The sequence below is a fragment of the Gammaproteobacteria bacterium genome (assembly GCA_033344735.1).
GTDB lineage: Bacteria > Pseudomonadota > Gammaproteobacteria > UBA4575 > UBA4575 > UBA1858.
In genome coordinates this window covers 1,189,511-1,203,480 of record JAWPMW010000001.1, presented here as the reverse complement: position 1 = coordinate 1,203,480, position 13,970 = coordinate 1,189,511, and the positions used below count along the sequence as shown (strand labels likewise).

Genomic DNA, 13,970 nt, shown 5'->3' with positions numbered 1-13,970 from the left:
TATAAATTAAAATGAGTATACTCGTATTTGATATCGAGTCCGTCCCAGACTATGAAGCGGGAAGGAAAATCCATAAATTAACTGATGATCTTTCAGACAAAGATGTGGTGAAAGCCATGCAACATCTTCAGTTTCAAAAATCTGGTTCAGAATTCATGCCGCTACATTTACAAAAAATTGTGGCGATATCGGTATTATTTGAAAACCGTGATCAGCTTAAAGTTTGGTCGCTAGGTAATAAAGATTCCGGTGAGAAAGAAATTATTCAACGCTTCTATGAAGGCATAGAGCAACATACACCCACGTTAGTCAGTTGGAATGGAGGCGGCTTTGATTTGCCGGTATTGAATTACCGTTCATTATTGCATGGTGTGCAAGCACCTCGTTACTGGGAGACTGGCGACGATGACAGTTCATTTCGTTACAATAATTATATTAGCCGTTTCCATTGGCGGCATACCGATTTAATGGATGTGCTTGGAAATTTTCAACCCAGAGCGGGTGCTAAATTAGACCAAATTGCTACCATGCTAGGTTTTCCAGGCAAGTTTGGAATGGATGGTAGTTTGGTGTGGGAGAAATTCCAAGAAGGCGCTATCGATGAGATTCGTAATTACTGCGAAACTGATGTGCTTAATACTTATCTAGTCTATCTGCAATTCGAAATGATTCGTGGGCGCTGTAGTCGTGGATTGTTAGAACAAAAACTAGAACGAGTAAAGCAACTGTTACGTGATTCTGGTGAGAATCATTTAGAAGAATTTTTGCAAGTGTGGGAGCAGGGAGAGTAATGTTAGACTATCCAACTAACCATACAGTGACTTTATCAATTCCTTGTAAATATTTTTAAGCCGATTAAGTTCGTCGATATTAGTATGTTCATCAATTTGATGAATAGTGGCATTGACAACTCCAAGCTCAACCACCTCTGCACCTGTGGGTGCAATAAAGCGTCCGTCAGAAGTGCCTCCGCCGGTAGATAATTCAGTCTCTGTGCCTGTAATAGTTTTAATTGCATGTTGACAGGCTTCAACGAGTTTTCCTTTTGGCGTTAGGAAAGGGTTGCCTGACAATCGCCAGGTGAGTTCGTGTTGAATGTTTTTGCCATTGATGATTTGTTCAATGCGCTGTTTAATTTCGTCTTCTGTTATTTCAGTAGAAAAGCGCAAGTTGAATGAGGCTTCTGCAGTCGCCGGGATTACATTTTCTGCACCTGTACCAGATTGAATGTTTGAAATTTGAAATGAGGTGGCAGGGAAGTGATCGTTGCCTTTGTCCCATTCAATTTTAGTTAGCTCAGCTAACAAATCAGAAATAATATGGATTGGGTTGTTTGCCAGATGTGGATAGGCAACATGACCTTGTTTGCCAATAATTTTTAAGTGTGCACACAATGAGCCGCGACGCCCATTTTTTATTACGTCGCCTACGATATTGGTGCTGGAAGGCTCGCCCACCAAACAGTAATCAATATTAATGTTATTGTTTTGTAAATGCTCAACTACCTTGACAGTGCCATTTATAGATGGGCCTTCTTCGTCGCTTGTTAATAAGAATGCTATTGATCCTTTATGGTCGGGATTTTCTTCAATAAATTCTTCAACAGCAACCACCATAGCAGCAATGCCAGTTTTCATATCTGCTGATCCACGACCGTGTAATTGGCCGTCTACTACAGTTGCTGCAAAGGGCGGGTAGGTCCACTGTTCTTCTGGGCCAGTTGGTACAACATCAGTATGACCTGCAAATACGAATAGAGGTGCTTCAGAGCCTTTGCGTATCCATGCATTGGAGACATCTTCAAACGGCAAATTTTCCGTAGTGAATCCACTGGCAGCTAATCGTTCGGCGAGCAAATCTAGACAACCTTCGTCTTTGGGGGTAACAGAAGGTTTTTGTATGAGTTGCTTGCTAAGTTCTAGTGTTTTGCTCACGCCATTAAATTGTATATTAAAACGTTACTTTGTAAGTGTCTTCTGAGAATCCAACGAGCACATTGCTATTATGTTCTATCACTGGACGTTTGATCAGTGTGGGTTGCTCAGCCATTAGTTTAATTGCGTTAGTTTTGTTGATGCTTTCTTTTTCCAGGTCTGAGATTTTTCGCCAGGTGGTGCCGCGACGATTAAGTAATATTTCCCAATCGACTTTGCTAGCCCATTGTTTAAGTTTGGCTTGGCTTAATCCATCTTTGCGAAAGTCATGAAACTGATAGTCGATGTTGTTTTTCGAAAACCAGTTACATGCTTTTTTTACAGTATCGCAATTTTTAATACCGTAGACGGTGATCATATGATTTAGTCGATGCTACGTAGCAATTCGTTAATGCCAACTTTGCTGCGAGTCTTCTCGTCTACCTGTTTCACGATTACTACACAGTACAAACTGTACTTGCCGTCTTTAGAGGGTAAGTTCCCAGATACAACGACAGAACCTGCCGGGATGCGACCGTAAGTCACTTCGCCAGTTTCGCGGTTATAAATCTTTGTACTCTTACCTATGTAAACGCCCATTGAAATAACAGCGCCTTGTTCAACGATGACTCCTTCAACTACTTCGGAACGTGCGCCGATAAAGCAGTTGTCTTCAATGATAGTTGGAGCGGCTTGTAATGGCTCTAAAACACCACCAATGCCAACACCTCCAGAAAGGTGAACATTTTTACCGATCTGAGCACATGAGCCTACGGTCACCCATGTGTCTACCATAGTGCCGGTATCTACATAGGCTCCGATATTTACAAAGCTCGGCATTAATACCGTATTGGGTGCTATATATGATCCGCGTCTTGCCATTGCATTTGGCACAATGCGCACACCCATTTTTTCAAATTCTTCAGCAGATTGGTTGGCGAACTTTGGTGGTACTTTATCGTAGTATTGAGCGGCACCGCCTGGCATGACGCTGTTTTCCTCAATGCGAAAAGATAGAAGTACGGCTTTTTTCAACCAGTCATTAACAATCCATTCACTATTAATTTTTTCAGCAACACGCGCTTTACCAGAATCAAGTTGACCGATAGCATCAATCACAGCTACTTTAACCTCACTGCTGACATTGCTAGGCGAGATATTTGCGCGGTCTTCGAACGCGCCTTCGATAACATCTTGAATATTGCTCATTTAGATTTTCCTTAACATATGCTTTTTATATAAGTGGTAATTCTTTGTGCAGCAGTTTTACACTCCTCAGGAGTCGCAACTAATGCAATTCTGACTCGATTGGTGCCGGGATTTTGATTGTTCACTGAACGCGCAAGATATTTGCCAGGCAGCACCGTGACATTTTGCTGGGAGTATAACCCAAGAGCGAATTGTTCATCATCTATCGGGGTGGGTAGCCACAAATAAAATCCAGCATGAGGTTGTTTAACCTCAATTTCTCTAGAAATCTCTTCTATGGCGTAGTTAAAGCTCTGTTGATAGCGTGCACGATTGGTTTGTACATGAGTTTCATCTCCCCAAGCCGCAGCGCTGGCTAGTTGGGTGCTGATGGGCATGGCACAGCCGTGGTAGGTGCGGTATTTAAGGAATTGAGCGATGATGTTAGTGTCACCGACAACAAAACCGGAGCGCAAGCCGGGAGAATTACTACGTTTGGATAAACTGTAAAATGCTAAACAACGTCTGTAGCAATCATCTCCATTGGCGACACATGCCTTTAAAAGTCCTTGGGGTGGGTTGTTTTCGTCCATATAAATTTCTGAATAACATTCATCTGAACAAATCACGAAGTCATGCAGATGGGCTAAATTAAGTAGCTTTTGCAGAGTTGTTAAAGGGATAATATCACCGGTTGGATTAGATGGGGTGCATATATATAGCAGTTGAGTTTGTTGCCAAGTTTGTTCGCTGACTTGATTAATGCCAGGGACTTCACCATTAATGACAGTGAAATCAATATACACAGGTTCGGCGCCAGCTAGATAAGCAGCGCCTTCATATATTTGGTAAAACGGATTAGGTAAAAGGACTTTTGCATTTTGACTTCGGTCTATAACTGTTTGTGCAATCGCAAACAATGCTTCGCGTGTGCCGTTGACAGGCAAGATATGTTGTTCAGGATTGATCGAATTTTTGGGCAAAGAAAATCGATTTAATAACCAGTCAGTGATGGCGGTTCGTAATAATAGTTCGCCTTTAGTTTTTGGATAATTGGCTAGGTAATTCAAGTTGTTTGACATGGCTTCTTTGATGAAGACAGGTGTTGGGCTTTTAGGCTCTCCTATGGATAGATTGATGTTTTCTAAGCCGCTATTTTGAGTGCCTTTTGAAAACAGCGCGCGTAATTTTTCAAAAGGATATGGTTGTAGTTTGTTTAGGTTGGGATCCATGAGATATTAAACGCTGATGCTGCTTGGTGTTTCGTCAGCGACTTTGCTGATTTTTTTAGTTACCATGTCAATGACTATTTGTTGTTCTTTCACGTCTAATATTTTTTTGCCATCTTTATTGGTAATGTGGAAAATATCATGCACTTTTTCACCGAGGGTGCTAACACGCGCGCTAATTACATTGATACCAAGTATAGCGAATGCTTCTGCAACTTTGGCAAGTAATCCGGGATGATCAGTCGCATGGATATGCATGCTTGTGTAATCTAGATGTTTTGCGCTTTGAATGCTAATTGTTGGTGTCATCTGGAAGTGTCGTAATCGGCTTGAAACAAACTTAGACGTAGAGTTGTCTGCAAGCTCGGTGAGCAATAAAGATTTGTTGATGTCAGCCTTTATTCTGTTTAATTGATTATTGTTGGTAATAGGTTCTTCGTTATGATCTACGACAGAGAATGTGTTGAATGTCTGGCCATTTTCTGAAGTGATTATGCGTGCATCTAAAATACTTAAGCCCGATCTGTAAAGGCTGTTAGTAATATTCGCAAATAGGTTATGACGATCAGGTGTGTATATAAATATTTCAGTTGAGCCTCGGCGTATTAATTGACGAACATGTACCTGGGTGTCTGTGTCTTGCTTTGCACTTAGTGCAATATCGGAATGCCAGGCAATTTCGGTATCAGTGTGACGCAGAAAGTAGTCTTCGTTGAGTTGCGACCATAAGTTTTCACAGTTTTGTTGGTCATGTCCTTTATCTTTTAATAAGCTAAGTGCAGATGACTTAATTTCATGGATAATTTCATCATGGTTTCTGGGTAACTCAGCACGTAATTGAAATGAAGTAAATTTGTATAAATCTGCCAGTAATGTAGCTCGCCAACTATTCCATAAAGTAGGGTTGGTGCCTTTAATATCTGCGATGGTAAGCAAGTATAAATAGTCGAGTCGGGTAGCGTTAGCAACTTTCTCTGCAAATTCTTGCACAACAGTTGGGTCGCTTAAGTCTTTATGTTGTGCGGTGATAGACATAACTAAATGATTTTCAACTAACCAGCTAACTATAGATGTATCAAATTGACTTAAGCCATGCGCGAGACAAAAATCGATAGCATCTTGCGATCCTTCAGATGAATGATCACCGTCGCGTCCTTTGCCGATGTCGTGAAAAAGCGCAGCTAAATATAGAATCTCTAACTTCGGTAACTTATGGTAGATGGCGCTAATGTCATCCTCAGTACGTTTATTGTCTCCAAGTCTACGAGTCTCTTTAAGTACGGTAAGGATGTGATGGTCGACGGTGTATACGTGGTACAAGTCATATTGCATACGCCCAACGATTCTAGCAAATGCTGGCCAGTAGGCAGCGAGCACCCCTAAGCGGTGCATGCGAGATACTTCTCTAGCTATCCGTTTTGGTTGTCGTAGAATATCGATAAATAATTTTTTATGTTTGATGTTATTGCGAAAATCATTGTCTATAAGATGAAGATTTTTACGTATGGCTCTGATGGTGTTGCTGCTAACTTTAATTATATGTTCGTGAGTTTGAAGGGTAAGAAATAATTCTAAGAAAGCACTTGGCCGGTCTTGAAAAAGTGTTTTACTTTTAGCGTGTAATATATCGCCAGTGGAATAAAAATGATTGCCAATATTCTTTTGCTTTTTCCATGAAATACTGGGGATGCATGTTTCTTCAAAATGTTCTTGTAGTAATTCGATTAGTTTGTAGCATTCGCTGATATGTCGATAATAATTCTGCATATATAGTTCAACTGCCAAGTTCGAGTTGGAGTTGGTATGACCAGCTTCACGGGCTAGTGCTACTTGGTGATCGAAGAGTAATCGTTCCTCTTTGCGACGTGTTATCAAGTAAAGAGAGAAGCGCATTTTCCACAGGTATTCTTGCGCGAATTTCAGCGAGTTGTATTCTTCTTCCAGTAAAAAACCTTTCCCAACTAAGTCACTGAGCGCGCGATTACCAAAATGACGTTTGGTTACCCAGTCGATAAATTGTATGTCACGCATGCCGCCAGGACCTTCTTTGATATTTGGCTCTAGCTGGTAAAGAGTATCGCCATATTTTCTATGGCGAGCCTGCATTTCTTCTTTTTTGGCGTAGTAAAATTTTTTGCTGTTCCAAATTTTATTACTTGCTGTGGCTTTTTTTAATTCTTTAAATAGAGTGATGTTTCCACATAGGGGTCTAGCTTCTAATATGCTGCTAATAATAGTAATGTCTTTCTTGGCTTCAGTGACAGCTTCTTTAACAGTTCTAACAGAGTGGCCTACATCTAATCCACTATCCCATAAGAAAGTTAAAAAAGATGAGAGTTTTTCTTTATCTTTGTCATTAAAATTTTTGTCTAGTAATAACATTAAGTCGATATCTGAGTGCAAGTGCAGCTCAGAGCGACCATAACCTCCTACGGCTAGTAAAGTAGCATTGGTTTTATGAAGATCGTGAGTAAACCATGCGTACCATAATAGGTAGTCAATTGTGATGGCGTAGCCGATGATGATTTCTGAAATTGCAGTGCCTTCGTTGAATGCATCAATCACTGCTTCTTGAATGGTTCGTACCAACTCTTTATGTTTAAGCGGAGATAATTTGAAATTAATCCATTGCTCATCTTCGCTTGGCCACCATTCATGTTTTGAAATAAATACTGGCGGGGGAGTTAAATTTGGCATTTATGACCAAGATTCTTCTGGGCGACGCGTTAATACGTCATAGCCATTATCTGTAACTAAAATTGTATGCTCCCATTGTGCAGATAGGCTGTGATCTTTTGTGACTACTGTCCATTGATCTGGCAGCAGGCGAACATGTCGTTTACCAGCGTTGACCATCGGCTCAATAGTGAACGTCATGCCTGGTACTAATTTGTCACCACTATTGGGTTTGCCATAATGCAGGACTTGTGGATCTTCGTGGAAATTTTTTCCTATACCATGGCCACAATATTCTCTAACTACTGAGCAGTTATTCTTTTCTACAAATGTTTGTATCGCATGACCAATATCGCCTAGTGTGACATCTGGTTTGACCATTTTTATACCAGTGCTCATGGCTTCGTAGGTCAGGTCGACTAAGCGCTGTGCTTTAACTGTCGGTTTGCCGACATAGAACATCTTGCTGGTATCTCCGTGAAATTCATCTTTAATCACAGTGATATCGATATTGACAGTATCGCCGTCCTTGAGTACTCGATCGCCTGGAATACCATGGCACACCTGGTGATTAATTGATGTGCATACAGAGCGTGGGAATCCTTTGTAATTGAGTGGAGCAGGAATAGCCTTTTGAGTATTTACAATGAAATCATGGCAAATATCGTTTAATTTTTGAGTAGTGACCCCGGGTTTGACATGATCACCAATCATTTGCAGGACTTCAGAGGCTAATCGTCCTGCAACTCGCATCTTCTCTATTTCGTCATGTGTTTTTATGTGAATAGACATAATGTATGTGTCAGCAAAATCCTTTTTTATTTGATTCTAAATTGTTGATTCCAGCAGATTATGGTATAAAGCGCGCGCGATAAGCGCAAATCTTAAATCTACACGCATGCTCGACACATTCAGTGGGGTGCCAATTGCCAGGAGAAATCCTCAATCGGTTACTGGATGGGGGCTGCGGACGTATAAAACCCTTACTTAAGGAGTAACATATCATGACTGACGTCACTATGCGCCAGATGTTAGAAGCTGGCGTGCATTTCGGGCATCAAACCCGTTACTGGAATCCAAAAATGGCCCCCTATATCTTTGGGGAGCGTAATAAGATCCATATTATCAATTTAGAAAAATCGCTACCTATGTTTGGCGATGCATTGAATTATCTAGGAAAAATGGCTGCTAATGGAGGCAAAGTGCTTTTTGTAGGCACAAAGCGTTCTGCTCGCGATACTGTGAAAGCGGAAGCTGAGCGTTGTGGTATGCCTTATGTAAATCACCGCTGGTTAGGCGGTATGCTGACTAATTTCCATACAGTTAAGCAGTCTATTAAGCGTCTAAAGGATCAAGAAGAGACTTTAGAGGGAAATGGCTCTGAAAGGCTTGGAAAGAAAGAATTACTGACTATTCGTCGTGATGTTGAAAAATTACACCGCAGTTTGGGTGGCATTAAAAATATGAATGTGCTGCCGGATGTATTATTCGTGATCGATGTTGGGTACGAAGAAATTGCTATTAAAGAGGCGATGAAATTAGGCATTCCTGTGGTTGCTGTTGTTGATACTAACAACCCCCTTGAAGGCGTTGATTATGTTATCCCTGGAAATGATGATGCAATACGTGCTATCCAATTATATGCGTCGGCGACTGCTGAAGCCATTATAGAGGCTAAAGCAAGTTCACAGACACTCACTGGTGATGAAGATGAGTTTGTAGAAGTGGACGAGGCTAAAGCTAAAGCTGAATCTGAAGAAGCACCTAAGCCTAAAAAGAAGGTGGCTAAAAAGAAAGTCGCGGTTAAAAAGAAAGCAGCACGGAAGCCTAAAGTTGAAGAGCCTAAAGCTGAGGAAAAAGATGCTTCTGAATCAGCAGATGCTGCAGAGTAAAAGTTACATTTACAAGATAGGGTTTTAGATATGCAAATTACTGCTTCAATGGTTAAAGAACTGCGTGAGCGTACTGGCGCAGGCATGATGGAATGTAAAAAGGCATTAACTGAAAGTGGCGGTGACATGGAAGCTGCTATCGAGCTAATGCGTAAGTCTGGGCAAGCTAAAGCTGATAAAAAAGCCTCTCGAGTTGCTGCAGAAGGTACAGTGGTTATTTCAATCAGTGACGACGCTAAAAGCGGTGTCATTATTGAAGTTAACTGTGAAACTGATTTCGTAGGTAAAGATGAGAATTTTTTAAGCTTCAGTAATGAAGTGGCATCTACTGCATTGACTCAGAATCTAGAAAACGTCGATGAATTATTGAATGCGACACTTGCTAGTGGCGAAACAGTGGAATCAGCGCGTCTTGCTTTGGTTAGTAAGATTGGTGAAAACATTCAAATTCGACGCTTTACAAAAGTATCTTCAGGCAATGGCTCATTAGGAAAGTATATGCATGGCAGTCGTATCGGCGTCATGGTTGAAATGGAAGGCGGCAATGACGAACTGTGCAAGGATATCGCGATGCATGTTGCGGCAAGTAAGCCGATCTGCATTGATGAAAATGGTGTGTCAGAGGAAGTGCTAGAGAAAGAAAAAGATATCTTTATGGCTAAAGCTGAAAGCAGCGGCAAACCTGCAGAGATCATTGAAAAAATGGTTTCAGGCCAAATTAAGAAATTCCTTGGTGAGATTACATTGATGGGTCAGCCTTTTGTGAAAGATCCTGATAAGTCAGTTGCTAAATTACTGAAAGAAAATTCAGCAAGTGTTATCTCATTCCATCGATATGAAGTTGGCGAAGGTATTGAGAAAAAGACTGAGAACTTCGCAGAAGAAGTCATGGCTCAAGTCAAGAACGGCTAAGCTTAACAACAAAAACGGGGGCTTAGCCCCCGTTTTTGTTCGCGGTTAGATTAAGAAATATAATTGGTGGTTAGTGAATGTCTGAAGAACCTAAGTTTAAACGGATTCTACTGAAGCTAAGCGGTGAAGCGCTCATGGGTAAGTTTGATTATGGCATTGACCCAGAGGTAATCACGCGTGTTGCTAAAGAAATAGCTGAATTGATCCGCTTAGATGTGCAGGTTGCAGTTGTTATTGGTGGTGGCAATATATTTCGAGGGGCTGGGCTTGCGCAGGGAGGTATGGATCGCGTGACTGGCGATCATATGGGCATGTTGGCTACAGTAATTAACTGTTTAGCACTCCAAGACGCAGTGGAGAGACAAGGTTTACATTGTCGAGTTATGTCTGCGCTTAAAATTAATCAAGTATGTGAAGATTATATTCGTCGTCGTGCAGTGCGACATTTAGAAAAAGGCCGAGTTGTGGTATTTGCAGCAGGCACTGGCAATCCATACTTCACAACTGATTCTGCGGCAAGTCTTAGAGCAACTGAAATAAATGCAGATTTAATGTTAAAGGCAACAAAAGTTGATGGTGTATATGATTCTGATCCAGCAATGAATTCTAGTGCAAAGTTATATAAGCAATTAACTTATGATCAAGTATTGGGTGATAAACTAAAAGTAATGGATGCTACTGCTATCGTAATGTGCAGAGATAATAAGATACCGCTAAGAGTCTTTAATATGTTTAATCAAGGTGACCTAAAACGTATCGCGCTGGGCGAAGATGTAGGCACGTCAGTAGTGAGTGAAAAATAATGATAGATGATATAAAAAAAGATGCTGATACCCGTATGGGCAAAAGTATTGAGTCATTAAAAAATGAATTAACAAAAATTAGAACGGGACGCGCAAACGTGAGTTTGTTGGACCATGTGATGGTTGATTACTATGGCTCTGAAGTGCCTATCGCTCAGGCTGCTACAGTCTCTGTTGAGGATGCACGCACCTTGGCAGTATCGCCATGGGAAAAGGCATTAGTGCCTGTGATCGAGAAGGCCATTATGAGCTCAGATATGGGGCTGAATCCAGTGACTTCAGGAGATGTTATTAGAGTTCCGCTTCCTGCCTTAACTGAAGAGCGGAGAAAGGACTTCGTGAAACTAGTTCGACAAGAAGCAGAGCAAGCTCGTGTTGCGGTTAGAAATATTCGTCGAGATGCTAATGCAGATCTGAAAGAGTTGGTAAAAGAAAAAGAAATTTCTGAAGATGATGAGCGTGGTGCTTTAGAAGTCGTGCAAAAATTAACAGATAAGCATATTCAGGAAATAGAAGAAATGTTAACCGCAAAAGAAAAAGAATTAATGGAAATCTAATTCGTCCTTCCAGTCGCGTTTAATTTATTAACGATGCGACAGTTATAATAATGTCAAAAAACTCACAAATCCCACATCATGTAGCCATTGTTATGGATGGCAATGGTCGCTGGGCGAATAAACGCTTGCTCCCAAGGACTGCTGGCCATAGAGAGGGGGTAAAAGCGGTTCGTAGTACTATTGAGGCCTGTGCAAATGCTGGCGTTAAAGTGCTGACCTTATTTGCTTTTAGTAGCGAGAATTGGAATCGCCCAAAAACTGAAGTGATGACCTTGATGGACTTGTTTGTTTCTTCGCTTGAAAAAGAAGTGAATAAGTTAAATGAGAATGGTATACGGCTTAAATTTATTGGAGATCGCAGCCGGTTTCATCAAAAACTACAGGATAAGATTGAAGAGTCAGAAAGAATCACGGCTAATAACGAGCAGTTTTTGTTAAACATTGCTGCAAATTATGGTGGCCGTTGGGATATTGTGACTGCTTGTAAAAATATTTGTCAAAAAGTGCAGAAGCAACAAATAAGAATTGAAGATATTACTGAAAGTGAATTTTCTAATCATCTTTCAACAGGTTCGATACCAGATCCGGATTTATTTATACGTACTGCAGGCGAGCAAAGAGTAAGTAATTTTCTAATCTGGCAGATGGCCTATACCGAGTTCTATTACACAGATGTTTTTTGGCCTGAGTTTGATAAGCAACAATTTCAGCTTGCGTTAGAAGAGTATGGGCTTCGTAAGAGAAAGTTTGGTCTCACTCAAGAACAAATAGAGACTGGTACAAATGATTAAGCAAAGAGTCATAACTGCGGCAATTCTAGCGCCCATTGTTATACTGTCAATGTTGTATATGCCAACTCGGTGGTTTGCAGGCTTCTTAGCTTTGGTTGCAGCTCTAGGAGCATGGGAATGGGCATCTATGGTAGCTAAAACAATAGTGCCAAGAATAATTTATGTGTTGGTTTGTTGTGTGTTGATGGCAATATGCTGGTTTATATTAGATGAAGTCCAAATTCGTCTAATTATCTTTGCTGGTTGTATTTATTGGGTGTTTATACTTCTGCTATTGTCATTCTATCAATCTTCATGGATAGGCAATTATTTGTTAGACGGCTTTCTTCATTACAGTGGTTATTTTGTAATTGTAGTTGGTTGGCTGGCAATGAGTAGTTTGCATCAGCAAAATCCACTGTTGTTGCTGTTTTTATTCGTATTGATATGGATTGCGGATATTGCTGCTTATTTTGCGGGTAAGAAATTTGGTAGGAATAAACTTGCTGAACAACTGAGCCCGGGTAAGACGCGTGAAGGAGTGCTGGGTGCAATGATGGGAACGTTTATGTTTTCATTGTTGGGTGTTTGGTTATGGCGAGAACAACTTGATTGGGGCATCGCTCTATATTTTGTGATTCTATGTGTGTTAACGGCATTAATTTCAGTGGTAGGTGACTTGTTTGAAAGTTTATTGAAACGCAATGCTGGTAAAAAAGACAGTGGTAATTTAATTCCTGGTCATGGTGGAGTATTGGACAGGATTGATAGTCTGTTAGCAGCATCACCCGGCTTTATGTTGGGTTTGTACTGGATATATTAGTAAATGCAAAAAAATAATCTTTCAAAAGGAATCGCAATATTAGGTTCTACAGGTAGTGTTGGTATTAGTACTCTTGATGTAATTGAAAGAAATTCAGACAAATTTCATGTGGTAGCTCTAGGAGCAAGGCGGTCAGTGGATGAGTTATTACAGCAAGTGCAAAAATTTTCACCATCGTATGTAGTGTTAACAGATGAGAACGCAGCAAAGCAATTCAAGCAAAGGTCTGTACAACTAGATCACATACCAGAACTAATTGTTGGAAGTGAGGGTTTGATTTCTGTTGCAGAAATGCCAGAAGTGGATTGTGTAATGGCTGCTATTGTGGGCGCAGCGGGATTATTGTCTACACTAGCTGCAGCTAAAGCAGGAAAAACAGTATTGCTAGCAAATAAAGAAGCATTAGTGATGTCAGGTGAATTACTTATCGCTACCGCAGAGAAAAATAATTCGATGTTGCTGCCAATAGATAGTGAACATAATGCAGTATTTCAATGTATGCAAAATCTTGCAAATACACAGGTTAATGATGGTGTTAAGCAAGTAACCCTAACAGCTTCAGGCGGACCATTTCTACACAAGCCATTACATGAATTGGCGCAAGTGTCTCCTGAACAAGCATGTGCCCATCCTAAGTGGAAAATGGGTAGAAAGATTTCAGTGGATTCTGCCACCATGATGAATAAAGGGTTGGAGGTAATTGAAGCGTGTCTGCTTTTTTCGATAAATATCTCAATGGTCAATGTGGTAATTCATCCACAGTCTATTGTGCATGCTATGGTCGCTTACCAAGATGGCTCCATACTAGCTCATATGGGATTTCCTGATATGAGAGTACCTATTGCTCACGCAATGGCTTGGCCTGCGCGTATTGATTCAGGTGTAGACGGATTGGATATGACTAAACATAGCGGACTAGAGTTTTTTCAGCCAGATATGCAACGTTTTCCCTGTTTACGTTTAGCAATGGATGTTCAGAAAATAGGAGGGTCTAGTCCTGCGATAATGAATGCTGCCAATGAAGTGGCGGTACAATCATTCCTAGATGGTAAAATTCAATATACGCAAATTTATAATGTTGTGGCGAGTGTCATAGAAAAATTGGAACCAGTTGCGATTGATAACGTCGAAACGGTATTAGAAATTGATAGATGTTCCCGTCAAACTGCTACGCAAACTATCCTAGAATTATCCCGGTAACCTTAAA

At 40.7% G+C, this 13,970-nt stretch carries 14 protein-coding genes; 8 read left to right on the top strand and 6 right to left on the bottom strand.

Going from position 1 to position 13,970, the window contains the following annotated elements:
- The first annotated feature begins 11 nt into the window (after nucleotides 1-11).
- Nucleotides 12-791 (top strand): 3'-5' exonuclease, encoded by a 780-nt coding sequence (locus R8G33_06090; GenBank protein ID MDW3095222.1) that lies wholly within the window; start codon nucleotides 12-14, stop codon nucleotides 789-791.
- A 15-nt stretch (nucleotides 792-806) separates the two neighbouring features.
- Here the strand turns inward: R8G33_06090 and dapE are convergent, their stop codons facing one another.
- Genes dapE through map form a run of 6 tightly spaced genes read right to left on the bottom strand, consistent with a single transcriptional unit; the run spans nucleotide 807 to nucleotide 7,798 of the window.
- The gene (dapE, locus tag R8G33_06085) at nucleotides 807-1,934 is read right to left on the bottom strand and encodes a succinyl-diaminopimelate desuccinylase (GenBank protein ID MDW3095221.1); all 1,128 of its coding nucleotides are present in this window, start codon (nucleotides 1,932-1,934) and stop codon (nucleotides 807-809) included.
- 16 nt (nucleotides 1,935-1,950) lie between these two features.
- On the bottom strand, nucleotides 1,951-2,292 hold the full coding sequence (locus R8G33_06080; GenBank protein MDW3095220.1) for an ArsC family reductase: 342 nt from the start codon (nucleotides 2,290-2,292) through the stop codon (nucleotides 1,951-1,953).
- Nucleotides 2,293-2,297: 5 nt separating this feature from the next.
- A complete protein-coding gene (gene dapD, locus R8G33_06075) occupies nucleotides 2,298-3,122 on the bottom strand; it encodes a 2,3,4,5-tetrahydropyridine-2,6-dicarboxylate N-succinyltransferase (protein MDW3095219.1) in 825 nt (274 codons plus the stop codon).
- 11 nt (nucleotides 3,123-3,133) lie between these two features.
- The gene (dapC, locus tag R8G33_06070; protein ID MDW3095218.1) at nucleotides 3,134-4,333 is read right to left on the bottom strand and encodes a succinyldiaminopimelate transaminase; all 1,200 of its coding nucleotides are present in this window, start codon (nucleotides 4,331-4,333) and stop codon (nucleotides 3,134-3,136) included.
- A 6-nt stretch (nucleotides 4,334-4,339) separates the two neighbouring features.
- A complete protein-coding gene (gene glnD / locus R8G33_06065) occupies nucleotides 4,340-7,027 on the bottom strand; it encodes a [protein-PII] uridylyltransferase (GenBank protein MDW3095217.1) in 2,688 nt (895 codons plus the stop codon).
- Complete coding sequence (map, locus tag R8G33_06060; protein MDW3095216.1) at nucleotides 7,028-7,798, bottom strand: type I methionyl aminopeptidase; 771 nt, start codon at nucleotides 7,796-7,798, stop codon at nucleotides 7,028-7,030.
- Between the two features lie 212 nt (nucleotides 7,799-8,010).
- On the opposite strand from map, the gene rpsB reads away from it, so the two are divergent.
- From rpsB to ispC, 7 genes are all read left to right on the top strand, one after another.
- The gene (gene rpsB, locus R8G33_06055) at nucleotides 8,011-8,898 is read left to right on the top strand and encodes a 30S ribosomal protein S2 (protein ID MDW3095215.1); all 888 of its coding nucleotides are present in this window, start codon (nucleotides 8,011-8,013) and stop codon (nucleotides 8,896-8,898) included.
- 30 nt (nucleotides 8,899-8,928) lie between these two features.
- Nucleotides 8,929-9,810, top strand: coding sequence for a translation elongation factor Ts (gene tsf / locus R8G33_06050; protein MDW3095214.1), 882 nt, complete (start codon nucleotides 8,929-8,931; stop codon nucleotides 9,808-9,810).
- A gap of 77 nt (nucleotides 9,811-9,887) precedes the next feature.
- Entirely contained in the window at nucleotides 9,888-10,613 is a 726-nt protein-coding gene (gene pyrH / locus R8G33_06045; protein MDW3095213.1) for a UMP kinase, read from the top strand.
- Nucleotides 10,613-11,170: a ribosome recycling factor gene (frr, locus tag R8G33_06040; protein ID MDW3095212.1), complete on the top strand. Its 558-nt coding sequence runs from the start codon at nucleotides 10,613-10,615 to the stop codon at nucleotides 11,168-11,170. Before pyrH ends, frr begins: the two co-directional genes overlap by 1 nt.
- Nucleotides 11,171-11,220: 50 nt before the next feature.
- A complete protein-coding gene (locus R8G33_06035; GenBank protein ID MDW3095211.1) occupies nucleotides 11,221-11,961 on the top strand; it encodes an isoprenyl transferase in 741 nt (246 codons plus the stop codon).
- Nucleotides 11,954-12,763 carry a phosphatidate cytidylyltransferase gene (locus R8G33_06030; GenBank protein MDW3095210.1) on the top strand — a complete coding sequence of 270 codons (810 nt, stop codon included), beginning with the start codon at nucleotides 11,954-11,956 and terminating at the stop codon, nucleotides 12,761-12,763. Before R8G33_06035 ends, R8G33_06030 begins: the two co-directional genes overlap by 8 nt.
- 3 nt (nucleotides 12,764-12,766) lie before the next feature.
- Nucleotides 12,767-13,963, top strand: a complete 1,197-nt coding sequence (gene ispC, locus R8G33_06025) for a 1-deoxy-D-xylulose-5-phosphate reductoisomerase (protein MDW3095209.1) — start codon at nucleotides 12,767-12,769, stop codon at nucleotides 13,961-13,963.
- The last annotated feature ends 7 nt before the right edge of the window (nucleotides 13,964-13,970 follow it).